The organism is Thermospira aquatica, assembly GCF_023525255.1.
In the GTDB taxonomy this organism is placed as follows: Bacteria; Spirochaetota; Brevinematia; order Brevinematales; family Thermospiraceae; genus Thermospira; species Thermospira aquatica.
The window spans coordinates 307,849-334,710 of record NZ_CP073355.1 but is presented as its reverse complement, the minus strand read 5'-3'; the positions used below and the strand labels follow the sequence as shown (position 1 = coordinate 334,710).

Sequence of the window (26,862 nt, the reverse complement as noted above, 5' to 3'; positions counted from 1 at the left end):
GAAAGGGTGCCTTTTTTTGTATTTTTATGTCGAAAACAGGCAGTGTATACTTAATTGTGTCTGGTAGGAAAAAGATAACCTCCTGTGATAATATAAATAAAACTATCACAGGAGGCCAGATATGATTGAGACGAAGAATATTTTAGAGCTATTCAAACCAATTGTCAAGGAAGTATTAGAGAGTATGTTAAAAGAGGAAAGAGAGATTTACCTGGAAAACAATCCACCCACAAAAGGCAATGGCTTTTACGAAAGGGATTTAAAGACAGCTTTTGGCGAGCTTACAGCCATACGTGTTCCAAGAACAAGGGATAATGGATTTAAAAGTGCCCTTCTTCCCTATCGCAAACGCATCACAGAAGACTTAGATGCATTAATCAGGGCTATGTTGATATCAGGAATGTCAACAAGGAAGATAGCAGAAGTTTTAAAAGAGCTTTATGAAATAAAGATTTCTTATGCTAACATCTCAAGGATAAGCCAGGTAGGCATAGAAGAGATTCAGAAGTGGCGTAGTCGCCCTCTCATGGAAGAATATGCCGTGGTATTTCTGGATGCTATGGTGTTTCCTATCAGAGAGATAGGGTAGAAAATGAATCAATATATGTAGCTATAGGCATTACACCTGAGGGAAGACGGGAGATTTTAGGATACTACCTGCCAGGAGGCATGGAAAGTGCTTATAACTGGCGGGAAATTTTGCTAGATATAAGAGAAAGAGGTGTCAAACAGATTCATTTTATTGTCTCTGATGGCTTAAGTGGTATGAAAAAACGTCATAACAGAGATATATCCCCACGAAGTATCAGCCCTGTGTAGTCCATGTCATGAGAAACATACTGGCTAAAGTGAGAGTTCAACACAGAAATATCATTGCCACTGAAATAAAAGAGGTATTTCATGCCAAAGACAAACAGGAGGCAGAACAATTGTTTATGAAATTTACACAAAAATGGAAAAATATCTATCCCAACTTAATGAATAACCTCTTGACAATAAGAGAGAATATATTCACTTACATGGAATTACCTGAAGGAATACGAAGCATGGTGTATACAAACAATGCCCTGGAAAGACTCTTTAAAGAACTTAAAAGGAGATTAAAAACAATGGAAATGTGTCAAAGCGAGGCTTCAGCTGAGAAATATCTTTACCTGTTATTAAGATACCAAAATGAGAAGTTCTTAAAAAGAAAGTTAAAAAATTGGGAGTATTACTTTCAACTCTATCGTGAGCAACACTCATACACCAAAGAAAATATTCACAGCGAGGTTATCCTATGACTAGACACAATTTTCTTGACACAATGGTCCAATAGACACGTATTTAACCCGTTTACCAAACGAGCATAAAGAAGTATATTAAAAAACATTTAAACCCTCTTTAAAGCGGTAGTAAATTCTCTACCGCTTGATTTTTTTTAAATTTATGACAAACTAAATGCAAAATTTACGACAGAATAAATGAAAAAGAACACCTCCTTTAAGATTTTTTGTAAAGCTTCTTTGTAAGTTATGTTTTTTTCTTTTGCATAATTTCTTATTTGCTCGTCAAGAAGATCTCTGTCTTCAGAAAAGCTTATTTCTTTTTTCTTTAAATAAGCTTCTTTGAAACTTATCTGTTCAGGGAGATTTTGAGCAAATTCAAAAAACTTTTCAAGCTGTGTTGCTGTTTTGCCTTCGCTGAACTCAAGTTTTTCTGAATTATCGAGTGCTGTTGCAAAGGTAATAAAGTCTTCTTTAAATTTTGGGAGAAGTTTTCCATCCTTGATAAGTTTTTCTGCAAAATCAACGATTTTTTGCTGTTTTTTCTCCTTCTGCCTCTGGGCTTCTCGAGCCTCATACTCCTTGAGTTTTCTCTCCTTTTCCAGGAGTTCTTGCCTCATTTTTTGCAGTTCTTCCATATTTTTCCTCCTTTCTGAAAATTCTCTCTCCTCCGTCTCTTCCTCCACCGTCATGGGTTTTCCTATTTCTTCTACGGCATAGTTTGGGAGGAGCTCATCGGCTGTTTCTGTTCCAAATTGAGCGATGAACCATTCTCTGAGTCTGCGTAGAATCTGTGATAGTGTACCAAACCTGGTCTCTAGATCCTGATCCTGAAACTCAAAAGAGATGTTCCCCGTCTCCGAGAAAGAAACATCAGGAAGCCCCTTGATGGCGGGGGGTATAGCACCCAGAAACCCAACGTGTCTTAGAGTAAGATCCGGGTAGAGACTGATGGATCTTTTTTTGTACAGACCCTTCTCCACCCATTCAGAAAACTCTTTAGCCACGTCTTTGACCTGAGCAAAGAGAGTTTTACCTACTCTCTTGAGGTCAGATACCCATCCATAGGCAGGGGCATTGGTCGTCGGATGACCGATGACGATAGGAGCTTCATGGCCACTCTCTTTGTACTTCTGGATGATGGTATCCAGATCAGCCTCAGTAAAGGTGCGAGTGTTGCCTGAAGCGTCTACATGCCTGCCCGCCTTAAAGACAGGTATCCAGCTAGCGTTTGTGACTTTCATCTTTACCTCCTTTTATTGAGATTTTTTTTCACAAAATACTTGACTTTTTTCCCGTTTTGTGCGATAATATATATGAAGCTACAGGAGTCCCGCTTGGGGGATTAATCCTGTAGTGGAGCGGCGGTAGCCCAAGCCTCCTACCGTATCGGTGCCCGTTGAGGGGCTACCCTTTTGACACATGTGGAAAGGGTAGCCTTTTTTATTATCACAATCATTTTATGATCCATCCCTCTACAGTTAAGGGAAAATAAAGTGTTGCTCCTCTATAATTTGGGCTTTCTCTGTCATAGTTAGTAGCAAACAGAATAAAAATCTCTTTTCCATTATCCTGTATTTTTTTTACATATTGCTTACTTACTTTGGTTCTGAAATCCCCATGTTTTTTAACGTAGATCTTTGCAACAACGCTATCAGGGTTTTTCAGTATTTCTGGAATAAAACGAATATATCTTAATCTTTTTGTTCTCCTAACAAAATCTTTTGCATCTGTTGAATCCTCTACTATGTGTTGCACTAATTCTCTGTAGTTTAATTTTATCACCTTACCCTGATAATCTGTAATATCGACGATGGTATTAGAAAAGCCGTATTGATTACAGAAAGAGTTTATCAGCTGATGAAGATAATTTTTGTCTCTATATTTAGCCTCGTCTATTTCTGGAGGAGTGATTAAAAGTTCTGGGTTGTTATATCCTTCTTTTTTTATGAGGTTTTTTAATTCTATCCTTTTTCCAATAATTCCTTTGTCTTTTTCTTCTTGCACAGCTTCGTTTTGTTTTGTTTCTATCCATTTCAAGTCTTCCCCCACATTATTAAATCCTTCATCTGGTGTAAAATCTGGTGGATGATCTTCTACTTTTAGCCCTTTTTCTTTTATCATTTCTTCACTAAGTGGACGAACGGTACATCGACACCCAAAACCATTTGGGGGATAAATCGTGTTCCATATTTGATCATCAGCCCTGTAAACTTTTCCATTTAGCTGTACGTGAGATGGTCTTGTTCTTCCATCCATTATTGCTACATATTGCCAGTATGGATATATGTCTGTGTTTTCTTTTAGCATTTGATATTTTGCTGACATCTGAGCATTTCGCACGTTCTGAAAATACACAGAATCATCTATTTTTACTTTTCCGATGCTTTTCTTGAAATCTTTGTAAGAAAGCCCATGTTCTTTTGCTTTTATCAGCTTATCTAATACTTCTGCAACTTTGTCTTCTTCCTGATACCTTGCTACAGTAAATCCGTAATTTTTGTATTTATCGGGAAGTTTATTGTAATCATCTTTTGAAAGCGGGACTTTCATTTTCAGAAAGTTTATCTGGTCATTTACATATTTTTCTGAAAAGTTGTAGCTTTTTGCGAGTTCATTTCTTGTTAAAAGATCAATTGTAAGTAAAAGCTTGCCAACCAGATTATAATCTCTTTCTTTTCCCAATGTTTTTAAAAGCTTTGAAATTGCTTCATCATAGTTTTCACTATCATTTATGGCATTATTAACATCGTTTAAAAATGACTCAAAAGAACTTTTAAAATCGTTGAAAGTTTTATTTACAAAATCATCAATACGCCGTTCCTCTTTTATCACCTCTTCATATTCGCTTTCTTCAAAAAAATCGCTAAAGTTTTCAGTTTCAGTTTCAGTTGAACCTTCGTCAACACTAAACTGTTCTGATTTTAGATTAAAATTCTCTACAAAGAAATCTTTTGTAAATTTGACGCCCATTTGTTTTAGTTTTACTATAGTGTCTATATCAAGTTTTTCTTTTACATAGAAGATAATTTCTGGATAATTTTCAACATCTTTGAAGTTTAAATCCACAAGCTTTCTAATAATTCTATCAATGTATTTTTTTACAAATTTGCAATCACTTTCGATTATATCCTGTCTGACTTCAAAATGCACCTTCGCCTGTGCATAACTTCCAGTTCTTCTCCCTTCTTCTGTTGTTAGAGTTTGGCCTAAAATGCTTTTTGATATTTCGCTATTGCAAAAGTTTAGTAAATCACTATAAAGAGCGCTTGAACCACCCTTCTCAACGTTTAGCTCATATATCTCATCTGTGCTTTCAAAAACTCCCACAGCATTCTGAATCATATCTTCAAGTGCTTTTGCCATCTCATCTCTTTTCTCCCCGCTTGTTGTTTTTCCGTAAAGAAATACACTGCCGAACTTTTCAGCAAAATCAACCCAGAATCTAATGCCACCTCTTTTAAAAGAGACTGGCCAGAAGACTTTAGAGAGTTTTCTATCGCCGTATGGGTTTATGTATGTTGCATTGTGTTGTATAAGCTCAACTTTATTTTCATCTACTTTTTCAGTTTTAAATGCACTTTTGAAGATAAGCTTATTATCTTCATCAAATGCGAACCATTCTTGGGGTTTTTCAATCAAGTTTTCAATGTAGATAAAATTCCCATCGGTTGAATATATTTTTTCTAAGACAGAAAAACCAAAGTAAATGGCATTCAAAATGCTTTTCATAATAGTTTCAAGATCAAGAGAGTAGAAGTTGTCTCTTATGAAAGAAACAAGTTTTTTGTCTACTCTTCTACTTGACCTTGTAACTATATCATACTCTCTTGCAAGAACCCCACTCATTCTTGAAGTAATACATGCGTCAACATGACTGTCAAAAAGTATATCTTTATAGATAGAAAAATCTTTTCCTTTTGCTTTTAAAATTGGTTCAGGGTCTGGCAAAATACCGTTAAAAAATTTTATGTTTTGCCATGCTTTTTGCCTTGTATAAATCTCATTTTCGATTCTCCGCAGCATTTTTCCTCCTTTTTTTGCCTTTTTGTGAAAATTTTTCATCTAATTTATTGTATATCAATACATTGAACGACTTTTGAACGTTTTATAAATGCTTGTAAAAAATTCGTTTTTTTGCCTTTTAACTTATTGATATGTATATAATTATGTTTATTTTTCTTATTTATATATGATGTAAAGAGATATAAAAAACACCGTTTAATGCTGTTTATAAAGCGTTCAAAAAATTTTTGTGAGTATTTTTCTATTAGCAAAGGCATTAGAAAGCTTACTTTTTTATAAAAATTTTGTGTATTTCTTTTTAATACAATAAAATAAACCATATCCAAATTAAAACCCCCTTAAAATATCAAAAACTGCTCTTCTTTTTACTGGTGTGAATGTGGTTTTTGAGCTATAATTTTCAAGTAAGGATATTGCTCCCTCAAGTGAGTCTGGACCATCGTCGTTTACGTCGCTATCAGGAAAAAATATAAGTTGTTCGATCAGTGTTTGTGTGTCGTCTTTTGCTTCTTTTGGATGTTTTAAAATTATAGCCCCTCTTTCAAAGAGTGTTGAAAGCCTTATTACTCTTTCTTTTTTATTCGTTGTGTGAGTAACAAGTTTTAGTGGTGGTCTTATACCTGCTTCTTTACAAAGAGCTTCAAATTCCATCGCAAGGATTTTCTGGAATCCGTTTGCTTCAAAACCAACTACTGAAGGTCTATATTTTAAATATGTGTCAAAAACTTTTGAAAGCATTGATTTTATAGATGTTTTTTTAAGCCATACTTCTATTACAAAATATCGCATTGTCGATTTTTCAAGTCCGATTGTAATGATTGCTTTATAGTCTCCAGTGGCTTCAACGCTTGGGTCAACAAAAGACGCAACTATCAGATCATTTGGCAATGTTTCATAATACTTAAACCAGCTTTCTGAAAAAATGCTTGTTTCTTCTTCTGGCTTGTTATTAAATTCTCTTTCAAATTCTATTGTGCCGATGGTCTCTTTTATTGCTAAAAGTTTTTTAACCGGGAATCTTTCTTCCCATAGCGAGACGTATTTTCCTTTTATGTTTACACTTAAAGCTCTATAAATCTTTTTTTGCCAGTTTGCCCAGGGTTTTAAAGGGTCTGTATTAAGTAGTATTTCACCAAGTGCACTTCTTCTTTTTATAATTGTTCCAATTACCACAAGCGTTCCCTCCGGCGCCATAGCCGGGTATATGCCTCTTAAAATCTTTCCAAGAAGTTCTTTTGTAGTCTTTTGTGTTTTTGCTCCCTCATCTGTTTCTATATCATCGAGGATAATTAAATCTGGTCTGAATTGCCTGAACTTAAAACCTCTTGCCATCTGTTTAGCACTTCTTGAAAAGACTCTTACGCCGTTTGCAAAAAAGTCGTTTTCTCTTAATCTTCCAGAAAGCAATTTTCCAAAATCCTGTTCAATTCTTTTGTTGTATAAAAGTTCGAGCCTGATAAAGTTCACTATATCACTTGCAAGATCATCAGTAGCAGAAAAGATAACAATAAAATTTCTCTTTCTAAATATTACACTCCAGATTACATATGCAAAACTTGTAATTGTTGATTTTGCAAAACCTCGTGGAGCTGCTATAGCAACAACATGAGGTGGGGAGCTTTTTGTGTCTATCATTTCAAAAAGTTCATAGTGGAAAGTTGAAAATTCATTTTCTTTATAATGTGGTAAATATGTCTCAAAGAAGTTGAAAAAATCATCCCTTGCTTTATTAATGCGTTTTTTCTTTTCTTCTTCGTTTATGTTAAAAGGCAAAACTTCAGTTTGCAGTTTTGAAAGTATCTGCTCTATTTTTTTCCTATAAGTGGGTTTCACTTTGCCTCCAGATAATCGAAAAAGTCCTGTATAATTCTTGCGAGTTCTTCTTTTCTTTCTGGATATTTCTGGGATATAAAATCTACAAAGTCGTTCATAACTTTTATATAGTTTTCAAGCGTTGCTTCACTCTTTTTAATTGCTGATAAAGTCTCTTTTAAAATTTTTAGTTTTTTTAAATCTTCCTCACTAATGTCGAAGACACTTGTCTTTTCGAGCTCTTCAAGAAGTTCTGAAATTTTTGTCTCAAGTATTTCAAGTACGTTTTTTACTTTTCTGTTGTATTTTTGCTTATCGAGTTCCCAATCGAAAGTATTTTTCCAGCGTGAGAGAGTATTTAAGCTAATACCGAGTAGTTTGGAAATTTCTGTCAGTGTTTTGTTTTCAAAAACATAGAGCTTTCTTGCTTCTTCCGTGTATTGACATTTATTCATATTCCATCCTTATTTCAAAATTAATTTTGAAAGTATGCTTGTTATAATTCCAGTCAGAGCTCCAGCTAAAGTTGCTGCTCCAATAAACTTTGCAATACTTTGCTCGAGTTTTCCCATTCGTTGTCCATGTTCTTCAATACTTTTTTCTATTTTTTGTAGTCTTTGTTCTGTAGTATTCTTGCATGCTAAATGGATTTGATTTTGATGTTCTATTGCCTGTAAAAGATATTTTTCTATTGCGATGAGTTTTTCATAATGCTTTTCAAAGCTTATTTTAAGCTGTGTTAAATCTTCATTAAACCTTTTTTGTTCTTCTTTTACTTCTGCAATATTACTTTTTCTCATTTTTTCTCCCCTTGCCTGTTTGTCAGAGATAAAGTTAAATTAGAATTGGTTGAAAAAGAAATAGAGATATTTGTAACATCCTTGATGTTTACATTTAGATTTGTAAAAGCATTTGTTCCAGATATAAGCAACTGTACCTGTCCTGAAAAAACCTTTGTTTGAGTTTCCTGTTTATTTTCGATGTAATAATGATTTTCTATTTTCGTAATCTGTTTTACTTCTTGTGGTTTGATAAAATAACCAGTCACAAAACCCCCAGCAAAAATAGCTATTGTTAACATTATCTCAATCATTTTTTTCACTGCCTCCTCCATTAAACATTTTTACGAATTTTTCAAGCCAAAAACTGATATCGATAGGAGCAAAGATTAGTCCTATAAAAAGCCCAATGTAAACTAAAGCCTTTGCCTGTTCGGGGGTGATTGTCTTTGATTGCCAGACAAAAAAGAAAAAACCACCTATTACAAAAAAAACCGAAATAAATTTTGCTCCTAAACTAAAAGTTTTTCCCATTATTCCCTCTTATGCAGGAAATTTATAAAAAGCACCCCTTTTTAGAATAACAAGAGCACATTCTCCAACTTTAAAGTATTTAATAAACTCATCAAAATTCCCCCCCATGATGGTGATACATCCTTGGCTAAAGTCCCAGCTTAGACCCCCTCTATGGATTAGAACATACTGGATAATCTTTTTCCCATTATGATTAGGATTGGGAACAAGACTCGGGAGAATAAAAGCCTCATCTGGCAGAAATTCTTTCTGGTCGACTATCCCATACCTTTTATTGTAAAGCCAGATGGCTTTTTCTTTTCTTTTGTTTTGTCTAACCCCACAAATACCGAGGTATTCCCCCTCGGCCAAGATGCCTCCCCTGTAGCCGGTTGTGTGATCTGTATTCACATATCCTGTGTAAAAAAGGGTTTTTTCCTCTGTTTTGTTAAAGATATCCGTTTCTACCTCTGAAAGAACCAGGGTCGAATCGTATATATCCCCATTTGCAAGAACAAAAGGCTGAGGGTTGTCTCCTCGGTAAATTATTATCTTTTTCATGCTCTTATTGTAGGTAGAAAAATGGACAAAATTCATATAAATTTTGTCTGGCATTTTTATTAAAATTTTAATGAACTTAAAATGGAGAGTTTATGTTGTATTGTTCAAAAGAAGATATTTTTACACAGATGGACAAAGTTAAAGTGAAAGCACAATTGCAGGATAGTGGAGAACAGGGAAACGAGTGGGAAATAAAGCTTGAAAAACTTATTTCTAACGCCACAAGCGAAATTGATGGATTTATCAGGAATAGATATTCAGTTCCTCTTTCTCCTGTTCCGGCTTTTATAAGAGATATATGTATCAGAATTGTGAAGTATAAGATTGTCATGAGAAAAGGATTTGTAGAAAAAGCTCCAGAGCAAGTGATTGTAGAAGATTACAAATTTGCTATAAGACAGCTTGAACGAGTTATGAAAGGAGAGCTCGACATAGGACTACAAATTTCTTCTACAGAAAGTGTTACTACTCCGAAAGTTCTTGTTAAAACAAAGAAAAGGATTTTTGATGATGAATTCTGGAGAGGGTTTTAATGATTGAAGTAAAACTCGAGAATGCAAATGAAATTCAACTTGCTTTAGGAAAGATGATTAGAATGATTTCTGATAAAGAAAAGGAAAGTTTATTAAAAAAAATAGGCATGAGAATTATTAATGAGGCTGTCTATAAGCATTTTGAAGAAAAGACGGACCCGGATGGCAGAAGCTGGCCTTCTGTAACAGCAAAATATGCAGAAAGAAAAAGTAAAGGCATAAAGATTGGAGAAAAAAAGCGGGGTAGCAGAAATCCGGGAGACTTACTGGTACTCACACGACATCTTTATGATTCAATGCATTATGAAGTAAACAGCAATATTGTAAGAATTATTGCAGGTGATGATACTATATCAAAAAAATATGCAGCAGCACACAATTTCGGTCTTGGAAAACTTTCTGGTAGGGCAAGAAAGTTTTTAGGCATTGGCGAGCTTGAACAAAAAATAGCAGATGATACAATCTCAAAATTTTTATATGGTCAATTGGGGAAGGTATGATGAGAGAAGTGAAAGAATATCTAAAAAGTGTGGTTTTAGAGGCAACAGAAATACCGGAGGAGTATATTTATTTTAGCCTTGCAGAATCAAACCAGTATAACACTCCCACATTTTGTAAAATCATCACAGACAAAAGCACAGTAAAAGAGCTTTTTGAAAAAGAAAAAAAATATGGGGACGAAGAAATAAAACTTGTAACAAGAAAATACTCTATAACAATGCCAGTTTTGGTTGGATTTGCTGGAGAAAATGAGACTATTGTAAGCAAGTGGGTTCATGAGTTTTTGAAAAAACTTAAAAGATATATCAAAATTGACGAACAGGGTGTTTTTTTAAATCCTACGAATATAGAATATTCTGACACAATTAGCGTAATGAGTGCATATATTTCAGTAATTGAAGTCGAATGTGTTTATGGTGTTTATGAGGAAACAGAATTTGACAGAATGTCAGATATAAATGAAGAGGTTGAATATCGTAAATAGGAGGAATAAATGGATGAAGAGAAAAAAGTAGAACAAAAAAGGGAACTCTTCATGATAGAAAAGCTTCTTGCAACTGTAGATTTTCCTGAATGGCAGAAGAAGGCATTTTTACAATTTACTGGCTGGCGTCAGGGAAAAAGTGTTGAAAAAAAGCAGTTTGATACTGCTTTAAACAATTTTATAAGACAATATGGAGGTAGAAAATGAGTGACTGGGGTAATAGCTACGAATATATTATTGATGGCACAAGTGGACTTGCTCCCGCTGGAGATTCCTTTGCTCTTGTTATAGGTCCATGTTCGACTGGTGAAGTTGGGAAGCTATATTACATAGGGAAAAATTCTGATCTCTCTGTTTTCGGAAATGGCAAGTTAGTTGATAGGTTAAAAGGCGCCCTCTCTCGTGCAAAAGATGACGCTACTTTTGTCGTTGTTCCTTCTACTCCAGATGTGGATGGAAGTAAGGGAAGTGTAACACATGAGGGAACAGGAACAGCAATTTACAATTTAACTGGTAATCCGCTCTTTGACGCTGATGTCGTGATTGAAATCGTATCTGGTGGAAGATTAAATGAAGCTACAGCAAAATATTCTCTTGATGGCGGTGAAAGTTTTTCTGATGTATTTACAATTCCTTTGTCTGGGGAAGTTACATTAGCAGATAGTGGTGTAAAAATTACTTTTTCAGAAGGTACTCAACCGGAAAATTCTTTTGTTGAGAAGGATAGATACTCTTTTAAGCTGAAAGGGGCTAAGTCAAGTCTTTCTGCTCTCATGAACGCTTGCCAGGCAGGGCTTGAAAAAGTTGCCACGGAATTTGTCTGGATAGCACAGGAGACAGATAACGTTCATTGGGCTGCTTTTGGAGCAAAGGCAGATGAGCTATTTAATGACCATCGCCCGACTATATTCGTAACAGAGACAAGACTTCCTAACGAAGATGAAAGCATTGATGATTGGGTAAGCTATCTTCTTACTCAGAGACAAAGCTTTGCTCATAGATGGGTGCATGTTGTGGCTGGGTTTGGAAAAAAGAATTTTTCTGGCTTACTGGTTGGTGATTTATCCAGGGCAAGGGTGAATCAGAGTATTGGGCACATTGATTTTGCTCTTAATGTTACACTTCCAGATGGCTGGACAGATGCCATAGGCAAAACACTTAATGACGCAGGCTATATTGTCATTCGTAAGTATGCAGGCGAGAAAATATACAGATGGGCAAACGGGAGAAGTATGGCAGATGATTCGAGTGATTATAGATGGTTTGAGGTATCGAGAACTGTGCATAAGGCAATAAGGCTTATTAGAAAAACTGCTTTAAAACATCTTCACACTTCACTTGATAAAGCTATGCTTGAGTATATCAAGGCTGACTTAATTCAAACTCTTAACCAGATGAAAAATGCTGTTCCAAATGAAATAGACAACTTTGAAATAGTAATTCCAGATGGGCAGGATGTTGTAAATAATGGTCTTACAATTCAATATACTCTTTATGGATTGCCTATTGTTAGAAAAATTTCTAACTATATTAGCTTTAAATATAGTAACCCAACAGAAACAGAATAGGAGGATAAAATGATAACAATAAACGGCAAAATGTATGATTGGGCTGATTTAACAATTATATATCCTGGAAGTGTCCCGACAGGTATAATTGGCGTTGGATCAATTGATTGGAATGAGGAACAGGAAGTTGAACCTATCTATGGTGCAGGTAACAAGCCTATTGGCTTTGGCACGGGCAATTGGAAAGCTGAAGGAAAGATGACTATAACACTTGAGGCATATTCACAGCTAAATCTTTTGACAAAAAACGGAATTTTTAATGCCTCTCCATTTAATATTGTGCTTGTTTTTGCAAATGAGTTTGAGCCACTACATTCTGTAAAGCTAATAGGATGTAAGTGGACAAAGAAGAGCAATAAAGCTTCTCAAGGCGACAAGAAAATGGAAGTTGAACTTGATTTTGTTATTTTAGAGGATATTAAACATGACTCTGTAAGTGCAAGTGAAGGAGAGTAATATGGATTTCATAAAAATAACAAACCGAGAAATTGAATTTAAGTTTAGAAGACCGACAAAAGCAGAAGTAAAAAAACTCTTTGATGATTTTGCAACAAAGCAGGGGAATATCTCAACAATAATGGAGACAGCTGTGTTGAACCTTTGTGAAGACAAAAAATCGCTTTCGGAATTTTTAGAGAGAAAGCCCGGAGCTTTACCGGCAATTTTTAACAAGGTTTTTGAAGAGGTGGGATTTAACGAAAATTTTTTGATAGCAGAAAAATAGAAAAGGAGGTTGAGAGGATTGAAAAAAATCCAATTCGCCTCATGGAAGCAATGGCAAGATTCTATACAAAAAGAGATATAGAAAAACTCTCGACACAGGAACTGATTGAAAGCTTTGCTGAGGCAGTGTGGATTGAAAAAAGACAGATTGATGTTTTAGCAAAAGCAATAGTTAAGGCTTTTGGAGAAAAAGTTTAAAATCTCTTAAAAAGCCTTATTATGGTTATAAAGATGAAAGCAAAAAGCGAAAAAAATCCACACCACAAGGAGAAAAGAAGAAAAATGTCCTTGATAGTCATAGAAAAAAGTATAACAGCAAAAACAAAAAAAATCAAGTGACAAGTGAGAGGAGAAAATGTCCCCTTTACAGGCATTTATAGTTTTTAAGGCGATTGACCAGGCAACTTCAACGATAAGGAAAATAACATCTGCTACAAATTTACAGATTGATAGATTAAAAAATCTTCAGCTTGGGGCTTTTGCTGTCGGTGGTGCTTTTGCTCTTTTAACAAAGAAAATGGTTGATACTGCCTCAAGTATTGACTCCGCTACAGCACCACTTAGAACTGTTGTAACATCAACAATGGGTGGACTAAATAAATCGATTGAAGCAATGAAATCTGCAGCTACTCAGTGGTCGGCAGTGCATAGTCAGTCTATTGAAGAGTTTCTTTCTGCAAGTTATCAGATGAGCTCAGCAGGATTAAACGATATACAGGCAATAGAGGGGACACGAAAAGCATTAGCTCTTGCGACGGCAACAATGGGGGACAACAACGAAGCCGCAAATCTCCTTGCACTTGCTTATAATAATTTTGGCGACAACACAAGGGATGTAGCAGGAGAGATGGGAAGGCTCGGGGATGTGCTTGCCGTTACTCAGAATACCTTTCAGATTACTAACCTCGGGCAGCTCACAGAGGGGTTAAAATATGCGTCAGCTTCAGCCCTTGCGGCAAAAATTTCGTTTGAGCAAATGAACACCGTTGTGGGTATGCTCAACAGTGTGGGCTTGCAAGGGTCTATGGCTGGCACATCCTTTGCCAATGCTGTGACACAAATGACCAAAGCAAGTGAGTCTTTAGGCTTTGCTCTTGTTCAGAATGCGGAAGGTGGACTTGATTTTATCGGGACACTGGAAAACATCAAAAAGGCTACAGAGGGTATGTCGGCTATTGAAATGCAGGACGCTCTTAATAAGGCTTTTGGTCAGGAGGCTTCACGGGGTATTGCTCTGTTATTAGGACAGCTTGATAAACTCAAAGAAAGCTACAAGCAAGTAGCAAATGCCACAGGAAAACTCGAAAGCGCTCAAAAAGCAATGGAAGATGTTTTTGCTATAAAATCAAAAATTTTTGGTAATAACATAAAACTATTATCTGCTTCAATAGGGACACATTTTGTTGGGGCGTTAAGTAAGCTCCTTGATATTATAAATCCTATTTTGGCAAGTGTAAGTTCTTTTGTGTCAAAACATCCAGCTATTTCTGGCACAATTGCAATGTTAATTGGTGGAATTATGGGACTGGCTACGGTTATAGGTATTCTTGCAACAGTTACAACTATTACTAAAACTGGGATGGGAGCAATGTTTATAAAAGAGTTTGCATATTATTCAGAATACATAAAAATTTTTATTGGGAAAATCCTTGCTTTAATTGGAATAACTCAAGCATGGAATAGAGCTCAACAAGCCATGACAATAGCCAGTGCTTTTGGTGTAAAAGGATTTGCACTCCTCACAACAGGAGTAAAAGCTTTTACAGCTTCTTTATTAGCTAATCCAATATTTTTAATTGTAGCTGGAATTATAGCAGTTGGAGCTGCTATTTACATTGTGTCAAGAAAATTGTGTCTAGTCATAGGATAACCTCGCTGTGAATATTTTCTTTGGTGTATGAGTGTTGCTCACGATAGAGTTGAAAGTAATACTCCCAATTTTTTAACTTTCTTTTTAAGAACTTCTCATTTTGGTATCTTAATAACAGGTAAAGATATTTCTCAGCTGAAGCCTCGCTTTGACACATTTCCATTGTTTTTAATCTCCTTTTAAGTTCTTTAAAGAGTCTTTCCAGGGCATTGTTTGTATACACCATGCTTCGTATTCCTTCAGGTAATTCCATGTAAGTGAATATATTCTCTCTTATTGTCAAGAGGTTATTCATTAAGTTGGGATAGATATTTTTCCATTTTGTGTAAATTTCATAAACAATTGTTCTGCCTCCTGTTTGTCTTTGGCATGAAATACCTCTTTTATTTCAGTGGCAATGATATTTCTGTGTTGAACTCTCACTTTAGCCAGTATGTTTCTCATGACATGGACTACACAGGGCTGATACTTTGCGTGGGGATATATCTCTGTTATGACGTTTTCATACCACTTAAGCCATCAGAGACAATAAAATGAATCTGTTTGACACCTCTTTCTCTTATATCTGCAAAATTTCCCGCCAGTTATAAGCACTTTCCATGCCTCCTGGGCAGTGGTATCCTAAAATCTCCCGTCTTCCCTCAGGTGTAATGCCTATAGCTACATATATTGATTCATTTTCTACCCTATCTCTTGATAGGAAACACCATAGCATCCAGAAATACCACGGCATATTCTTCCATGAGAGGGCGACTACGCCACTTCTGAATCTCTTCTATGCCTACCTGGCTTATCCTTGAGATGTTAGCATAAGAAATCTTTATTTCATAAAGCTCTTTTAAAACTTCTGCTATCTTCCTTGTTGACATTCCTGATATCAACATAGCCCTGATTAATGCATCTAAGTCTTCTGTGATGCGTTTGCGATAGGGAAGAAGGGCACTTTTAAATCCATTATCCCTTGTTCTTGGAACACGTATGGCTGTAAGCTCGCCAAAAGCTGTCTTTAAATCCCTTTCGTAAAAGCCATTGCCTTTTGTGGGAGGATTGTTTTCCAGGTAAATCTCTCTTTCCTCTTTTAACATACTCTCTAATACTTCCTTGACAATTGGTTTGAATAGCTCTAAAATATTCTTCGTCTCAATCATATCTGGCCTCCTGTGATAGTTTTATTTATATTATCACAGGAGGTTATCTTTTTCCTACCAGACACAATTAAGTATACACTGCAGATTTTGGACATCAAAAAGGTTATTGTTGGCGAGAGTGTATACTACGATGGTACACAAATGAAAGACATCTGGGGAAATCATGCCATACTTGCATATGTTCCAGAGAATCCACAAACTATTGACGAGCCTTCTTTTGGATATACAATTAGAAATGACCGCTACCCAATTGTGGAAAAGGTACGAGATGAACTCGCCACAAGTGATGTCATACTTGTCAGGGATATGACTGGTGTTGCACTTCTTTCTGATGTAGCTGGCTATTTAATCCTGAATGCAGGAGAATTATATGAAGTATACAACTAACATAAAAGTAAGCTATAACGGGGAAGTCTATAATCCAGGGGAAGAAATTGAAATGTCTCAAAAAGAGGCAAAAAACTTAATAAATTTAGGAGTTCTCACAAAATTAGAAAAAGAGCAAAAAATAGAAAAAGAGCAAAAAAAAGAATAGGCGGACTTTTGTCCGCCTATTTTATTTAAAACCTTCCATAATCTCTTGAGAATTATTTAGCAGTCTTTTCAGGGTTTTAATAGATATTTTTTTCCTTCTTGAGATATACAGCAAAGCTTTGCCCCGTCCTACAACTTGCATCTCCCTTTTAAACTCGGCAATAATGTTTTTGTAACGTTCAATCCTCTCGGGGAACTTTGGTACGTAAAGATAACTTCCACCACAGCGCCAGGATAATTTATATATCTGCTCCCATGTCATCCCCACATCCCGACAGATCTCCAGAAATTCAGGACATCTCACTATTTTCTCCCCATCCTTTTACTCAGGATTCTCAGAACCTTGCCAATCTCCTCTCGGGTCATGTCATCTATCCGACGGATTTCCTTATGCAGGATTTTTGAGATATAAGCCTCAGGAAACCGTATTTCCATTCGCTTTAACATATCGTTTAAATACTCTTTTTGGAGCATTGAAAACCTTTTTTGAAGGAGTAGAGAGATGAGCCTATCGTATTGGTTGAAGTTGAGCTGTCGCGAACTCTCCACTTCGAAATTGTCTCTGAGTATTGTTCTGTACTCTTCTTCAGAGATCTTGCACTCCTTAAGCAAAATATGGATCCTGGCATAAGCTTTTCTATCTAACATGGCCTGCCTCTTCAGTGTGGGTAGGCTATCTCCCACAGACCCCTGCAAGACGCAGGGGTTTCGGCTTTTCCCCCCCCCTCCGCCCTCCAACCAACCTAAGTATTGACGACCCTTTTTTTCATTTCGATTTCGAGTACTTTTTCCTTATTGACCTCATACCAGAAAGTGTCTTCTATCACTTTTTTGGCCTTAACAGCGGCAAGTTTCGCATCGTCCCAGTTTCGCATTTCTTCTTTGTTGACCGTTTCCTTAATCCTAATAGCTTCTGTAAATCCTAGCTCTTTCAAAAGTTGTAGAGTAACCTTGCTTGTACTAATTTTGGTCGACTTTCTATACCCGAACATTCCCCACTGGAGCTCGATTGTCTTTTTGTCATCTGTGAAAATCTTAATCTTGTTCAGTTCAGAGTAGGCAAAGATACTATCTGCCATCTGGGTTATCTCTTCGAGAATCTTTTCGCTTCTAGCCTTAGCTTCTTCTTTGATTGCTAAAATCTTTTCCTCGGCATCGGCATTGATTCTTTCAATCTCTATCTGTCTCCTCGCTATCTTCAGCAAAAGATTGTCAACATCTTCTATCGTCTGAAGAGGGATGATTTCTCTTCTGATCTTTTCTCTTGCCATATTTCCTCCTATTTTTCTTCTAGTTCTTTGCTATACAATTCATCGAGCTCATCTGCAAGTTTTTTGGCATAGTTTTTCGCCTGAAAAATCTGGCCCAGAGACTCTTTCTCTGCTCTCTTCTGCCCATACAAAATCTCCTCCAGTACTTGAGAAAAGTTCTCAAAATCTTGATTAAGAACTTTTATGTCTTTGTTCATGCTCTTATGCCTCCATGAGTTGTTCGGATGCTTTCTTAAGTATAGCTGTATTAATCGCCATCTGGTTGTAGATTGCGATTCGTTGTGCCATGTGGAGGATTTTTGAAAGGAGCCGCGCATTTGCTTTGCACAGCGTGAACAGAAGTTTTACCATCTCTTCTGAAACGTCATCTATTACTGTCTCACTTATAAGCCTCACATCCTCTACATTAATACCAGGAAGACGAATATGGTACATCCTCGATGAGATCTGTCGGTATTTGTCACCTGTCCCGATGATGTTTTTCACCAGACGAGGCATACCAACAAGCACCAAAGGAATACCCGCCTTGTCATGGATGCGGCGTAGGATGTCGAGCGCTTTTGATGGCAGATATTCCGACTCATCTACTATTATGAGCCTATTAGAACCCTTGAGACGACGAATAATCTCCCTCTCGATTTTGTCTTTTCTCCCTTTGGCTTCAAATCCAAGCGCATCCGCTATCTCTTCTAAAACAGACATTACTCCATAGCAGGGATCGGCTTCAATAAGTATTGAACTGGGATTTTCTTCCAGATAAACTCTGATGCTTTCAGTCTTGCCTATCCCTGCATCCCCAGTAAACACAATGATCTGACTATCGAGCTGCGCAATATTCATCGCCGTGCACATCTGATGAAATATCGATGTCTCAACAAAATGAACTTTTTTAATTTCATTGGATTGTTTATCCTTCTCCCTCTCAATTACCGACAAAATTTTTTTTGTTACATCAGCTATGTTGCCGGCATATTTGCCAGTAAGTACCGCCGACAGGGTCGCAGGAGATACATCACTCATCCGTGCGAGTCTCGCCTGAGACATCGTCGGATCTCGTCGTTTTGCTTCGGCTAAGAAATTCTGAACTTCTTGCCGAAACTTGGTGAGTTCGTTTTCTTCAAATACCGTCATATCTATCCTCCTTTAATGGATATTTGTCTTATCCCATGGCAATTTTACAGATGTATTTTCTATGCTTTTGATGCTGTCCTGGTCTTTGACGGCTATGGTGTCAATGGTTTTGCCGAGACGTCTGCCTGTAATCTCTGCTATCTTCTTGCGGTATTCTCGCACTTTTTTCTTCTCTCGGTTGAGTCTTCTGTATTCTTCCTCTGAGTTCACTTCGTCAAACATAAAGTTTGCCATCTCAACTCGGGTGGCTTTGAAGAGTGCTCGTCCTCTTTTGTCGAGAACATAGAGAGATCTGAAATCCGTCGGATTGTAGGCAATGATGACCTTTTTGCCCTGATATTCTGCCCATTTGCCCTCGTTGTCGGTGTAGTAATACCCCATGAAGCGGATCCCGTCTCTGAAGACTTTTGCTTCTTTCCTCTTGAGGAAAATAACAGCAATATCTTCCTCTGTGAGCCGTCTTGAAGCAACCATGTCTTCTGCAAAGATTTCGTTCGGACTCTTGCCTGACATGCCATGTCCTGTGTGCGGCATATCATTGAACATGATAACGAACTTTTCAAGCATCTCGATATACTCAGATAACTTGAGGAGTTTGCCTTCTTTTCTCTGTTCTCGTGTGATGTCCGGTACATTCTTGTTGTCTTTGCCTGTGTAGCCGGGTAATGTGCGAGAAAAGTAGTTGTCAAATGTTCGCCAGAACGACTCTATGGGCTTGGCGTTGGGATTGTAAGGAATTGCAAAATGCTTATCTACACCCAATCTCGCATACAAGCCCTCAAAGGCTTCGTTAATGCCAAGACTTTGTTTGTTTTTGTAGGCTTTGCCGTTGTCTATCAGTATGTGTTCAGGGAGATAGCCGTCGTTATTTTTTATCGATATGGCAAGTGCGTCCCAAATCATCGTGGTGTTTTCTGTTACGTCAACAGCAAAACCCATAAGTTTTCTTGCCTTGACATCTTTCCAGAATACGATGTGTGGACGTACTATCTCGCCTCGTCTCTCTTCAAAGACATCATTGATCACAAATGTATTTGCTGTATGTCCATCTGACTCCCACACCTCGTTGGCACTGATGCTTTCGTAGTCTCGACGTGCTGTGGGTACACATTTGCGTTCAAAGGCATTTATACCCTCTCGTTCTGCCACGAGTGCAGGATATGGTATACGGTGGAGATATCTATACACTGCAAAATACGACAAGGTACGGCCATCGCTGAATGTGAGAGTCGTCCAGTTGTCTCTCACATTAGCGGTGGCGATGTTGTTTTTCTTGCAGTAGAGGAAATATCTCATCCACAGCGTTCGAATTGTCGGCCCGTTGGGCTGTAAATATTCATTGGTAAAAAGCTTCTTTTCTTCTTCGCTGAGTTTTGTCTGGCCGAGTCTCTTGCCCCAGCGGGGTGCCAGGGCTTCATAGCCTCCTCGCCGATACAGTTCAAACCACCTCTCAACCGTTCGAACAGATGGCAGGCGCTTGAACTCCTGCGCCAGTTTAATGTCTATTTGCTCAATATTTCTGAGAATATACTCGATTCGATCAATCTGCGTATGTCCTATACCTTGCTCCTGTATGTATGATAGTAGTTTGTATCTTTTCGTTGCCTCCCGTCTCTGGAAGTCGGTTAAGTTAGAAATAAAAACGGGGTTGTCCTGCTGTTTAAATGTTAGAATCTCTCTCTGGGTCTGATGATCAAGGTCGGTAAATTGAACAACCTTGACTATGCCCCCTCGACCACGACCATTTATATCAAAAATCTTTATGTCAAACTTTTTGAGCCTCTTTCTGACACCTTCTGTAGTTATCCCCCAGACGAGCGAGAGATCTCTCAGTGTTACTGTGTCCATAACTCAATAACTCCTCCTTTCGAGGTTTTTCCACTGCTTTATTTTCCCCGCCGGTTTTCAGCCGGCGGGAATGCCATGGAAATGGACAAGGAGGATAGGCCTAACGGCTGTAATATCTCCTTATCTCCTTGATAACCTTGGCGCTTGGTTTTTTCCTCCTCATGAACCATAATTCCATCTTTTCAACCAGAATAAACAGCCCTTCAATCGCTTCTCTCAGGAGAGTAAAAACTTTCATTTGTCCTCCTCCCTCAAAATTTGAGGAAAACAAATTTTTCTTTTACAATAAATACAGCCGGAGCCCCCTCCCAAGGCGACCCCGGCATCTGCTTGTTTGACCCCGATGGAGTAGTTTGCTACCCAGGCTTTTTTTACCCGGCGGGGTCTACCCCCAACTTAAGGGGTTTTATTTATACTACCAAACGAAGTGTACTACTTAGTTCAACCACTGCCCCTTAAGGGGTTTTGGGGTTTGCCGATATACTACTATGAAAAATTTTTCCCAACGACTTTAGTATAAGGGAAAAATTTTTCAAAAAAATTTTCGGAGGCTTGTATGTATCTAAAAGCAATTGAAATAGGTGAAAGAATAAAAGCAGTAAGAACAAAAAAAAATATTTCCAGAGAAAAACTTGGACAAATGATTGGGGTATCAGGCAGAACTATTGTTAATTATGAAAATGGTGAAGGTTTACCAGCAGCTATGATATTTCTTATTGCAGAAAAGCTTTCGGTTGACCCTAATTGGCTTTTCACCGGCGAGGGGGATATGTTTCTCTCTCCTCTTACAACTCCTAACGGCGGTTATACGATTTTTGACGCTAAAAATAGAGTCATCCCGCACAAGGGAGGGGAAACGGTCTATCTAGGTGTCTTGGATGCGAGGGTGTCTGCAGGCTATGGGATTGAAAACTTTGAGGTGACGGTTATCGACGAGTTCGCTATCGAGAGGCGGTTGCTTTTGCCTTATGCTCCTGAACGGTGTAAGGTCTTGCAGGTAAAGGGGGATTCTATGTACCCTACGCTCCATGAGGGGGACTGGATTGTCGTTGTGGAAGGGGTCATCGATACGAATGGTATCTATGTCCTGAATAGAGGTGGTCAGCTGTTTGTTAAACGGCTGGAGTTCCGCCTGGCTCAAAACACCCTGGTGATAAAGTCAGACAATCCCAATTACTCTCCTGAGGAGATTCACCAGGAGAAGATGCACGAACACTTCTCTATCATCGGAAGAGTAATTCTGCATATCCATCCAAGCCGTTAATTGAGTTGGTTAATCTGTTTTTTGGCACACTTTTTGCAAATAATTTTTTTGTTTTAAAGGGCGTTTTGGTTTCGTTTTTTGATTGTTTTCTATCTCTCTGAAAAAACATCACTTAAACGTTTTTGAATACCCTCTATGATGGGTGTTTAAATTTTGAATTTTGTCTTCGCAGTTGGTTAGTCTTTTTTCCTCTGTTTTCACCATTTGAAAGGCTATTTTCAACAATGATAAGTAAATAAAATCCAAGTTTGTTCCAAGCTATTTCCCAATACTCCAAAATAAAAAGTTGGTTTATTTTTTGTGTGTTTTTGGTGTATTTTTATGTCCTTTCGATAGATGGCTTACGTCATTTTGTCTGCTAAATATGCCAAACTATGTGATAAATAACAACAGTGCCAATTGTTTTTTGAAAGAATATTACTGGGAAAAGAATAACCGAAAATTTAGTAAAAAACCTCTGTCGGATGAAGATTTTCATATTGCATTAATGCCTGATCAGGACTTAAGGAACTATGTTTGTTATACGGCCGAGTGCAAAGTCTATAGAGATTATACAATAAAGTTTTCTAAAAGAATATACCAGATTGAAAAGAAACAACCTATAGCCATAAAACCCGGGGACAATGTTATCTTAAAAACCTGGCTTGATGGAAGTATACATATTTTTAAGAAAAATATCGAATTGAACTTTTTTGAAATAGATGATTATGGTCGTAGAGTTTCGGCATAAAAAAGTGACATTTCTATTTCAATAAAAAGGTGACATTTTAATTTATTTGACAGACTTTTTTTGTATTTTTATTGATTTTCCTGAAAAATGGTGGTATAGTATTAAAGAAAAAATATTGTAGGAGTTGGCTATGAAAGTAGGGAAAATCTTTTGGATTGCGGCAGTCGTGGTGGTGTTGTCGTGTGGAGAACAGAGTGTTCGTACTACTTCTTCTCCTGCTCGAAAAAGTGAGCAACCTTCGTGGATTACTTCTTCTAGCCAGGATAAGGAGTATTTCTATACCGTGGGGTATGCGGAAGGAATCGACGTACTGGAAAAACTTAAGGATCAGGCTCTCGCGGATGCCAAGGCAAAAATCGCCAACACTATTTTTGAACAGGCCGAAGTCGATAAAGAGATTCGAAGTTATGGCATGATTAGCGAGGACTCGCGTGATAGTCTTAAAGCGGAGTTTCGGCAGTCTGTACGTACTCGCTCGGTAGCTCGATTGACAGGTGTGGAAATTGTTCAGCAGTATACGGAAGACGTGGTGGAAGATGGTCTCAAGTATACCCGTGTTTGGGTTCAGGCAAAAATCAAACGTTCTACTATGGAGGCTGAGCGTAGTCGTATTCTCTCCGAGCTGGCTCGTAAACTTGCCATGGTGGATGAAAACCTGAGGAAAGCTGAGCAAGCAGCGCGGTCTGGTCGGGTGAGAGAAGCCATCGAGGCGTATCAAAAGGCCATAGTGAGTGCCACTCAGGTCGATGAGAGACGGGATGAGATAGGTGTTTATGCTCAGGCTGTTACTTCTCTTCTTCAGAAGATACGGATTAAGCCTGTAAGTATACCCCAAACGTTGGATACTGACAAAGGGGGTAAGCTTGTTTTTCAGGTGGTTTATCTTGGCGAGACAGAGATTCCTGCAGAAGGGCTTGCGGTAAGCTTTACGTTACGTGGCAATACAGGTCTGTGGACACGTTCGGCGCTTTCCGGGAAGGAAGGGCAACTTGTTTGTGAGATTGAGAACCTGAAAAGTAGTATTCCTGAAAATAAACTTATAGCTGTCGTAGATATAGATTTTCCCGAGTTACTCTCTCTGGGTGATGCCTACAAAGGTTTGTATACTCAGCTTCGAGATGCTGTGACAAAATCCCAGGTGCAGGTGAGTTTTAAAAGTGTTTCCTTGCGAAAACAAGAGAAGATTACGACGGTGCTTTGTCTTGTACAACAGGATGGCTCCTGGCAAACGCTCAAGCCTCTTGAAACAGAAATGGAAAGTGCTATTTTGAAAAAGGGTTATAAGGTCAAAAGAATTTCTCAGAGGCCGGATGCTACGAGTCTTGTGGATCTGAACCCTTCAGTGTTTGGTGTTCTGAAAAGTCAAGGCATGGCTCAGGTGGTGATTGTCAGTGTGGTACCATCAGAAATCTCTTATAATGAGTCTGTGGGACGGTATGTAGGAACCTATCAGGTTTCTCTCCAGATGGTGGATGTGGAAAGCCAGGAGGTACTTCAAACTGCCAATACCAGGATTACGGCCTCGGCTGAGAAAAAGGAACAGGTACTCCAGGCGTTTGTGAACGCTTCCTCCCGGCAATTGGTAGAACTTCTTGAGTAGGGATGCTCTGGACGCATCTTGTTCTTTCTTTTGAAAGCCGGCCTTCGTATGGCACTCTTTCTCAGATAGCCTCTCTTTACCGTGAGTGGGGATGGGAGGCTATCTGTTTGTGTGAACGTTATTCTACCAGGCATTTTGCTTCTCTCGGGTTAGTAGCTCGCAACTATCAACTTAAACCCATCTATGGTGTAGAAATTCTTACTCATGCTCTTGGCACAACCAGGGCTTTTCCTGCGTTGCTTCTTGCCAGAGATGAAAAAGGATTGCAGAATCTCTATGAATTGGTGGGGTGGGTTTGTCGAAACAAGAAACGAGTGGTTCCTCCAAGGGTTCTTGAAGAATACAGGGAGGGGCTTTTTTTGTTAGTGGGTGAGGAGTTAGAGGAGGATGACGATCATGTTGAAAAGAGCATTCACTACTATGAGAATGTGTGGGGGAAAAACTGGTGGGTTGTATGTCAGTATACTGAAGAAAAGCCTATAGAAAAAATCCGTCGGTTGGTTTCGGTGATTTCTGCTTTTTCTCTACGTGGGGTAGCGTCTGTCCCCCAGAAGTGGGGGGAGGATCTTTTGTGGAGCTATGAGGATGTGGCTAGCCTCTTTCACAACCATCTTGATTTTGTCGAGGCAGTAACTGATCTTTTGAGTAGTATGAAAAAGATGATGCCTTTTCCCGGAATGTCGTTTGAAAAAGAAACCTATGTTCAAAAGAGTGTCTGTGGGGAGAAGTGGCTAACTCAGTTGACACAGCGTGTGATTGGAAAGCTTTTGTGGTATCGTGAGCCTTTTTTGGTGAAAAGCGTTCCTGTGGATATACGCCAGTGGTTTTGTCATATTCAACGAAAAAAGAAAAAGATACAACCTTTTCTTTTTGAGATTCGTCGGGGCAGATTTATCCTGGCTTTTTCTTCTCAGACTTCTGGGCGGCTTCGGTCATGGCTGGCGAAACGTTACGAGGGGCATATAGGGTGTGTTTCTTTTCGAGGGGGAGAGTACAATTTTTTGGTGACTTCTTTTCCTGTGAAAGAGGGTTTTTCACTTGTAGGTGAGGCAGATGGTATTCCGCTTATTCAAACGACAAGGGATGCTTTATTTTTTGAAGGGGTAGTGTTTCTTCGTTTTGAGTCTCACTGGCTCTGGGATATTCTTTGCCAGTTGTATGCCATGGGAAAACCACCAGAATGGCATTTTCCTCTTGTACTTCGATGGCTTGATCATCCTCTTTTGCTGGAGTTGGGGGTAAGCTTTCGTAGAAGACACGTATTTCACCATTTTGGAGAGGTTTTGCGGTTTTTTTCCAGGGGCATGAAGCCATTTCTCAAAGGGCCTTTTCTCTATCAAGAGGATGCTGTCATGTATTTATCCCGATTTGTTTCTCTTGATGAGGCAAGGAATTTTATGACAAGTTTGCGAAAAGAGGATGACAAATGGGTGGAGCAAAAACGTGCTCTGGAGGCGAGCCTGCCAGAAGAAGAGAAACATTCTCGTTACTGGCATGCCATTTTGGAGGAAGGAAGATATCTTTTGCCAAGAAGGGAAGAATGGCTTCGCTGGTATCCTCTTGCACTTTTTGTGCTTGGTCTCCAGGAGGATTTTGCGGCTTTTACGGTAGCGTGCTTGAACCAGTTTCATCATGTTCACCAGCAGAATCGTATCCTTCTCTACGCGAGGCTGGTATGGGATGTGGAAATTCTTCCTGTGTGTGTAAATCATAGTGACCTGGAGGACAAACTTGAGGATGGAAAGGTTCGGTTAGGGTTTCGGCATCTCACAAGTATACCCTTCCATATTCGTGAGGAAATTGTGCGTGCCCAACCCTACAGGGATCTTTTTGATTTTTTAGCCAAACATCCTCACCTCGGTAAAAAGAGCCTTCAGGAGTGGATTCGTCTTGGACTTTTGGATGATCTTCAACCGGATAATGGCTACAAACTTGTGATTGTCGAGGGAGAGAGGAAGTCAAGAGGAGACAGTCTTTTTGATGAAGCTTCTCTCTGGGAAGCAAATAAACACTACTACACCCCTGTGGAGTATTTGCCTCTTTCTTTTGCAGATGTGACAGGGCTTTATGCTTTTGAGCATCCTCTAGATCGTTATGCTGAAAAACTTCTTTCGTTTCGACGTTATAGGCTTCGTGAGAGTGAGAATGTACGATTTGGGGTGTATGTTGCCGTTCCCGTTGGAATCCATGGTGGAAGAAATGGGGTGTGGTATGAGTTGGTTGACGAGAGTGGCTGGAGACAGGTCTTTTTCCAGGGAAGTCCCCCGTTTTCTCCTGAACTCTACCGACCCTATATCTGGCGTATTGTACTGAATAATGAAAGACTTGAAGTAGTGGATTTTTTTGTTTTCGACGTTCAGGATTAACGGGAGAGCATCTCTTTTTGCTTTTTGAGAAGCCTGGCGAGTTTTTCAATGGTTTCAGCGTTTCCTTTTGAACTAAAGATGAATAAGAGTTCTTTAATGTAGTACTCGTTCATGCGCAAAAGCTTTTCGGCTTCTTGTTTTCTCGCCTGTTTTTCGAGGTTTTCCTGTGCTTCATTTTTGAGCTCTTGTTTTACCTCGGCTATCTTGGTTTCAATAGCCTGCTTTTCTTGGGGCGTTGGTGCCTGTTTGTCCGGGAGATAGGGTGGAGAACCCAAACCTTCGATACGCATGTTTTCCTCCTTGAACCTTTTTTGCGTCCTTGCTATTATATATAT

Annotated in this window: 31 protein-coding genes, 1 other RNA gene and 2 pseudogenes; 16 read left to right on the top strand and 18 right to left on the bottom strand. The window is 38.4% G+C overall.

All coding sequences use genetic code 11. The features are described 5' to 3' along the window. Positions 1-169: 169 nt before the first annotated feature. Positions 170-1,283: pseudogene (locus KDW03_RS12495) on the top strand (IS256 family transposase); the annotation flags it as partial. Between the two features lie 143 nt (positions 1,284-1,426). On the opposite strand, the gene KDW03_RS01715 reads toward KDW03_RS12495, so the two are convergent. From KDW03_RS01715 to KDW03_RS01680, 8 genes are all read right to left on the bottom strand, one after another. After that, positions 1,427-2,509, bottom strand: coding sequence for a hypothetical protein (locus KDW03_RS01715; protein ID WP_271435677.1), 1,083 nt, complete (start codon positions 2,507-2,509; stop codon positions 1,427-1,429). A 211-nt stretch (positions 2,510-2,720) separates the two neighbouring features. Beyond that, positions 2,721-5,291, bottom strand: a complete 2,571-nt coding sequence (locus KDW03_RS01710; RefSeq protein ID WP_271435676.1) for a phage portal protein family protein — start codon at positions 5,289-5,291, stop codon at positions 2,721-2,723. Between the two features lie 327 nt (positions 5,292-5,618). Then, positions 5,619-7,124 carry a phage terminase large subunit gene (gene terL / locus KDW03_RS01705; RefSeq protein ID WP_271435675.1) on the bottom strand — a complete coding sequence of 502 codons (1,506 nt, stop codon included), beginning with the start codon at positions 7,122-7,124 and terminating at the stop codon, positions 5,619-5,621. After that, positions 7,121-7,558 carry a DUF1804 family protein gene (locus KDW03_RS01700; protein ID WP_271435674.1) on the bottom strand — a complete coding sequence of 146 codons (438 nt, stop codon included), beginning with the start codon at positions 7,556-7,558 and terminating at the stop codon, positions 7,121-7,123. Before KDW03_RS01700 ends, terL begins: the two co-directional genes overlap by 4 nt. Positions 7,559-7,567: 9 nt before the next feature. Beyond that, positions 7,568-7,903 (bottom strand): hypothetical protein, encoded by a 336-nt coding sequence (locus KDW03_RS01695; protein ID WP_271435673.1) that lies wholly within the window; start codon positions 7,901-7,903, stop codon positions 7,568-7,570. Next, positions 7,900-8,196 (bottom strand): hypothetical protein, encoded by a 297-nt coding sequence (locus KDW03_RS01690; RefSeq protein ID WP_271435672.1) that lies wholly within the window; start codon positions 8,194-8,196, stop codon positions 7,900-7,902. The genes KDW03_RS01695 and KDW03_RS01690 overlap by 4 nt, the downstream gene beginning before the upstream one ends. Next, on the bottom strand, positions 8,189-8,416 hold the full coding sequence (locus KDW03_RS01685; protein ID WP_271435671.1) for a hypothetical protein: 228 nt from the start codon (positions 8,414-8,416) through the stop codon (positions 8,189-8,191). The genes KDW03_RS01690 and KDW03_RS01685 overlap by 8 nt, the downstream gene beginning before the upstream one ends. A 9-nt stretch (positions 8,417-8,425) precedes the next feature. Continuing rightward, a complete protein-coding gene (locus tag KDW03_RS01680; protein WP_271435670.1) occupies positions 8,426-8,956 on the bottom strand; it encodes a hypothetical protein in 531 nt (176 codons plus the stop codon). Positions 8,957-9,048: 92 nt separating this feature from the next. Between KDW03_RS01680 and KDW03_RS01675 the strand changes: the two genes are divergently transcribed. The 9 genes from KDW03_RS01675 to KDW03_RS01635 all read left to right on the top strand — a co-directional run bounded on the left by KDW03_RS01675 (position 9,049) and on the right by KDW03_RS01635 (position 14,635). Continuing rightward, complete coding sequence (locus KDW03_RS01675) at positions 9,049-9,489, top strand: DUF1320 domain-containing protein (RefSeq protein WP_271435669.1); 441 nt, start codon at positions 9,049-9,051, stop codon at positions 9,487-9,489. After that, positions 9,489-9,989 (top strand): phage virion morphogenesis protein, encoded by a 501-nt coding sequence (locus KDW03_RS01670; RefSeq protein WP_271435668.1) that lies wholly within the window; start codon positions 9,489-9,491, stop codon positions 9,987-9,989. Before KDW03_RS01675 ends, KDW03_RS01670 begins: the two co-directional genes overlap by 1 nt. Next, complete coding sequence (locus tag KDW03_RS01665; protein ID WP_271435667.1) at positions 9,989-10,474, top strand: hypothetical protein; 486 nt, start codon at positions 9,989-9,991, stop codon at positions 10,472-10,474. Before KDW03_RS01670 ends, KDW03_RS01665 begins: the two co-directional genes overlap by 1 nt. A gap of 9 nt (positions 10,475-10,483) precedes the next feature. Then, a complete protein-coding gene (locus tag KDW03_RS01660) occupies positions 10,484-10,681 on the top strand; it encodes a hypothetical protein (RefSeq protein WP_271435666.1) in 198 nt (65 codons plus the stop codon). After that, a complete protein-coding gene (locus KDW03_RS01655) occupies positions 10,678-12,042 on the top strand; it encodes a DUF2586 family protein (RefSeq protein ID WP_271435665.1) in 1,365 nt (454 codons plus the stop codon). Before KDW03_RS01660 ends, KDW03_RS01655 begins: the two co-directional genes overlap by 4 nt. Positions 12,043-12,051: 9 nt before the next feature. Continuing rightward, complete coding sequence (locus KDW03_RS01650; protein WP_271435664.1) at positions 12,052-12,498, top strand: hypothetical protein; 447 nt, start codon at positions 12,052-12,054, stop codon at positions 12,496-12,498. Position 12,499: 1 nt separating this feature from the next. After that, a complete protein-coding gene (locus KDW03_RS01645) occupies positions 12,500-12,766 on the top strand; it encodes a hypothetical protein (protein ID WP_271435663.1) in 267 nt (88 codons plus the stop codon). Positions 12,767-12,816: 50 nt separating this feature from the next. Beyond that, positions 12,817-12,963: a hypothetical protein gene (locus KDW03_RS01640; protein ID WP_271435662.1), complete on the top strand. Its 147-nt coding sequence runs from the start codon at positions 12,817-12,819 to the stop codon at positions 12,961-12,963. A gap of 157 nt (positions 12,964-13,120) precedes the next feature. Beyond that, positions 13,121-14,635, top strand: a complete 1,515-nt coding sequence (locus KDW03_RS01635; protein WP_271435661.1) for a phage tail tape measure protein — start codon at positions 13,121-13,123, stop codon at positions 14,633-14,635. Here the strand turns inward: KDW03_RS01635 and KDW03_RS12490 are convergent. Next, positions 14,625-15,735 (bottom strand): annotated as a pseudogene (locus KDW03_RS12490) (IS256 family transposase); the annotation flags it as partial. The gene KDW03_RS01635 and the pseudogene KDW03_RS12490 sit on opposite strands and share 11 nt — an antisense overlap. Before the next feature lie 60 nt (positions 15,736-15,795). Between KDW03_RS12490 and KDW03_RS01610 the strand changes: the two are divergent. Both KDW03_RS01610 and KDW03_RS01605 read left to right on the top strand, forming a co-directional pair. After that, positions 15,796-16,170, top strand: a complete 375-nt coding sequence (locus tag KDW03_RS01610) for a hypothetical protein (protein ID WP_271435658.1) — start codon at positions 15,796-15,798, stop codon at positions 16,168-16,170. Next, positions 16,154-16,318 (top strand): DUF7210 family protein, encoded by a 165-nt coding sequence (locus KDW03_RS01605; protein WP_271435657.1) that lies wholly within the window; start codon positions 16,154-16,156, stop codon positions 16,316-16,318. The genes KDW03_RS01610 and KDW03_RS01605 overlap by 17 nt, the downstream gene beginning before the upstream one ends. 21 nt (positions 16,319-16,339) lie before the next feature. Here KDW03_RS01605 and KDW03_RS01600 read toward each other — a convergent pair whose 3' ends face one another. The 8 genes from KDW03_RS01600 to KDW03_RS01565 form a co-directional block, all read right to left on the bottom strand. Beyond that, positions 16,340-16,579, bottom strand: a complete 240-nt coding sequence (locus tag KDW03_RS01600; RefSeq protein ID WP_271435656.1) for a hypothetical protein — start codon at positions 16,577-16,579, stop codon at positions 16,340-16,342. A 41-nt stretch (positions 16,580-16,620) separates the two neighbouring features. Then, the gene (locus tag KDW03_RS01595) at positions 16,621-16,965 is read right to left on the bottom strand and encodes a hypothetical protein (protein ID WP_271435655.1); all 345 of its coding nucleotides are present in this window, start codon (positions 16,963-16,965) and stop codon (positions 16,621-16,623) included. Next, an RNA gene (locus tag KDW03_RS01590) (hammerhead ribozyme type II) lies at positions 16,963-17,031 on the bottom strand. The genes KDW03_RS01595 and KDW03_RS01590 overlap by 3 nt, the downstream gene beginning before the upstream one ends. Before the next feature lie 29 nt (positions 17,032-17,060). Next, positions 17,061-17,588, bottom strand: a complete 528-nt coding sequence (locus tag KDW03_RS01585; protein ID WP_271435654.1) for a host-nuclease inhibitor Gam family protein — start codon at positions 17,586-17,588, stop codon at positions 17,061-17,063. An 8-nt stretch (positions 17,589-17,596) separates the two neighbouring features. Then, on the bottom strand, positions 17,597-17,785 hold the full coding sequence (locus KDW03_RS01580) for a hypothetical protein (RefSeq protein WP_271435653.1): 189 nt from the start codon (positions 17,783-17,785) through the stop codon (positions 17,597-17,599). Positions 17,786-17,789: 4 nt separating this feature from the next. Then, entirely contained in the window at positions 17,790-18,719 is a 930-nt protein-coding gene (locus tag KDW03_RS01575; RefSeq protein WP_271435652.1) for an AAA family ATPase, read from the bottom strand. 12 nt (positions 18,720-18,731) lie between these two features. Next, positions 18,732-20,567: a transposase gene (locus KDW03_RS01570; RefSeq protein WP_271435651.1), complete on the bottom strand. Its 1,836-nt coding sequence runs from the start codon at positions 20,565-20,567 to the stop codon at positions 18,732-18,734. Positions 20,568-20,667: 100 nt separating this feature from the next. Beyond that, the gene (locus tag KDW03_RS01565) at positions 20,668-20,805 is read right to left on the bottom strand and encodes a hypothetical protein (protein WP_271435650.1); all 138 of its coding nucleotides are present in this window, start codon (positions 20,803-20,805) and stop codon (positions 20,668-20,670) included. A gap of 318 nt (positions 20,806-21,123) precedes the next feature. Here KDW03_RS01565 and KDW03_RS01560 point away from each other — a divergent pair, with 318 nt between their 5' ends. The 4 genes from KDW03_RS01560 (at position 21,124) to KDW03_RS01545 (ending at position 26,527) form a co-directional block, all read left to right on the top strand. Then, entirely contained in the window at positions 21,124-21,831 is a 708-nt protein-coding gene (locus tag KDW03_RS01560) for an XRE family transcriptional regulator (protein WP_271435649.1), read from the top strand. Positions 21,832-22,195: 364 nt separating this feature from the next. Continuing rightward, positions 22,196-22,561, top strand: coding sequence for a hypothetical protein (locus KDW03_RS01555; protein ID WP_271435648.1), 366 nt, complete (start codon positions 22,196-22,198; stop codon positions 22,559-22,561). Positions 22,562-22,691: 130 nt separating this feature from the next. Next, complete coding sequence (locus tag KDW03_RS01550) at positions 22,692-24,161, top strand: hypothetical protein (protein ID WP_271435647.1); 1,470 nt, start codon at positions 22,692-22,694, stop codon at positions 24,159-24,161. 2 nt (positions 24,162-24,163) lie between these two features. Next, entirely contained in the window at positions 24,164-26,527 is a 2,364-nt protein-coding gene (locus KDW03_RS01545; RefSeq protein ID WP_271435646.1) for a helix-hairpin-helix domain-containing protein, read from the top strand. On the opposite strand, the gene KDW03_RS01540 is transcribed toward KDW03_RS01545, so the two are convergent. Next, positions 26,524-26,817: a hypothetical protein gene (locus KDW03_RS01540; protein ID WP_271435645.1), complete on the bottom strand. Its 294-nt coding sequence runs from the start codon at positions 26,815-26,817 to the stop codon at positions 26,524-26,526. The two genes, KDW03_RS01545 and KDW03_RS01540, sit on opposite strands and share 4 nt — an antisense overlap. Positions 26,818-26,862 lie beyond the last annotated feature (45 nt).

Coding starts and splice junctions, on each gene's coding strand:
- KDW03_RS01715 (WP_271435677.1), bottom strand. CDS start 2,509: ATGAAAGTCACAAACGCTAGCTGGATACCTGTCTTTAAGGCGGGCAGG.
- KDW03_RS01710 (WP_271435676.1), bottom strand. CDS start 5,291: ATGCTGCGGAGAATCGAAAATGAGATTTATACAAGGCAAAAAGCATGG.
- KDW03_RS01700 (WP_271435674.1), bottom strand. CDS start 7,558: ATGAATAAATGTCAATACACGGAAGAAGCAAGAAAGCTCTATGTTTTT.
- KDW03_RS01695 (WP_271435673.1), bottom strand. CDS start 7,903: ATGAGAAAAAGTAATATTGCAGAAGTAAAAGAAGAACAAAAAAGGTTT.
- KDW03_RS01690 (WP_271435672.1), bottom strand. CDS start 8,196: ATGATTGAGATAATGTTAACAATAGCTATTTTTGCTGGGGGTTTTGTG.
- KDW03_RS01685 (WP_271435671.1), bottom strand. CDS start 8,416: ATGGGAAAAACTTTTAGTTTAGGAGCAAAATTTATTTCGGTTTTTTTT.
- KDW03_RS01680 (WP_271435670.1), bottom strand. CDS start 8,956: ATGAAAAAGATAATAATTTACCGAGGAGACAACCCTCAGCCTTTTGTT.
- KDW03_RS01675 (WP_271435669.1), top strand. CDS start 9,049: ATGTTGTATTGTTCAAAAGAAGATATTTTTACACAGATGGACAAAGTT.
- KDW03_RS01670 (WP_271435668.1), top strand. CDS start 9,489: ATGATTGAAGTAAAACTCGAGAATGCAAATGAAATTCAACTTGCTTTA.
- KDW03_RS01665 (WP_271435667.1), top strand. CDS start 9,989: ATGAGAGAAGTGAAAGAATATCTAAAAAGTGTGGTTTTAGAGGCAACA.
- KDW03_RS01660 (WP_271435666.1), top strand. CDS start 10,484: ATGGATGAAGAGAAAAAAGTAGAACAAAAAAGGGAACTCTTCATGATA.
- KDW03_RS01655 (WP_271435665.1), top strand. CDS start 10,678: ATGAGTGACTGGGGTAATAGCTACGAATATATTATTGATGGCACAAGT.
- KDW03_RS01650 (WP_271435664.1), top strand. CDS start 12,052: ATGATAACAATAAACGGCAAAATGTATGATTGGGCTGATTTAACAATT.
- KDW03_RS01645 (WP_271435663.1), top strand. CDS start 12,500: ATGGATTTCATAAAAATAACAAACCGAGAAATTGAATTTAAGTTTAGA.
- KDW03_RS01640 (WP_271435662.1), top strand. CDS start 12,817: ATGGCAAGATTCTATACAAAAAGAGATATAGAAAAACTCTCGACACAG.
- KDW03_RS01635 (WP_271435661.1), top strand. CDS start 13,121: ATGTCCCCTTTACAGGCATTTATAGTTTTTAAGGCGATTGACCAGGCA.
- KDW03_RS01605 (WP_271435657.1), top strand. CDS start 16,154: ATGAAGTATACAACTAACATAAAAGTAAGCTATAACGGGGAAGTCTAT.
- KDW03_RS01600 (WP_271435656.1), bottom strand. CDS start 16,579: ATGACATGGGAGCAGATATATAAATTATCCTGGCGCTGTGGTGGAAGT.
- KDW03_RS01595 (WP_271435655.1), bottom strand. CDS start 16,965: ATGTTAGATAGAAAAGCTTATGCCAGGATCCATATTTTGCTTAAGGAG.
- KDW03_RS01585 (WP_271435654.1), bottom strand. CDS start 17,588: ATGGCAAGAGAAAAGATCAGAAGAGAAATCATCCCTCTTCAGACGATA.
- KDW03_RS01580 (WP_271435653.1), bottom strand. CDS start 17,785: ATGAACAAAGACATAAAAGTTCTTAATCAAGATTTTGAGAACTTTTCT.
- KDW03_RS01575 (WP_271435652.1), bottom strand. CDS start 18,719: ATGACGGTATTTGAAGAAAACGAACTCACCAAGTTTCGGCAAGAAGTT.
- KDW03_RS01570 (WP_271435651.1), bottom strand. CDS start 20,567: ATGGACACAGTAACACTGAGAGATCTCTCGCTCGTCTGGGGGATAACT.
- KDW03_RS01565 (WP_271435650.1), bottom strand. CDS start 20,805: ATGAAAGTTTTTACTCTCCTGAGAGAAGCGATTGAAGGGCTGTTTATT.
- KDW03_RS01560 (WP_271435649.1), top strand. CDS start 21,124: ATGTATCTAAAAGCAATTGAAATAGGTGAAAGAATAAAAGCAGTAAGA.
- KDW03_RS01555 (WP_271435648.1), top strand. CDS start 22,196: ATGCCAAACTATGTGATAAATAACAACAGTGCCAATTGTTTTTTGAAA.
- KDW03_RS01550 (WP_271435647.1), top strand. CDS start 22,692: ATGAAAGTAGGGAAAATCTTTTGGATTGCGGCAGTCGTGGTGGTGTTG.
- KDW03_RS01545 (WP_271435646.1), top strand. CDS start 24,164: ATGCTCTGGACGCATCTTGTTCTTTCTTTTGAAAGCCGGCCTTCGTAT.
- KDW03_RS01540 (WP_271435645.1), bottom strand. CDS start 26,817: ATGCGTATCGAAGGTTTGGGTTCTCCACCCTATCTCCCGGACAAACAG.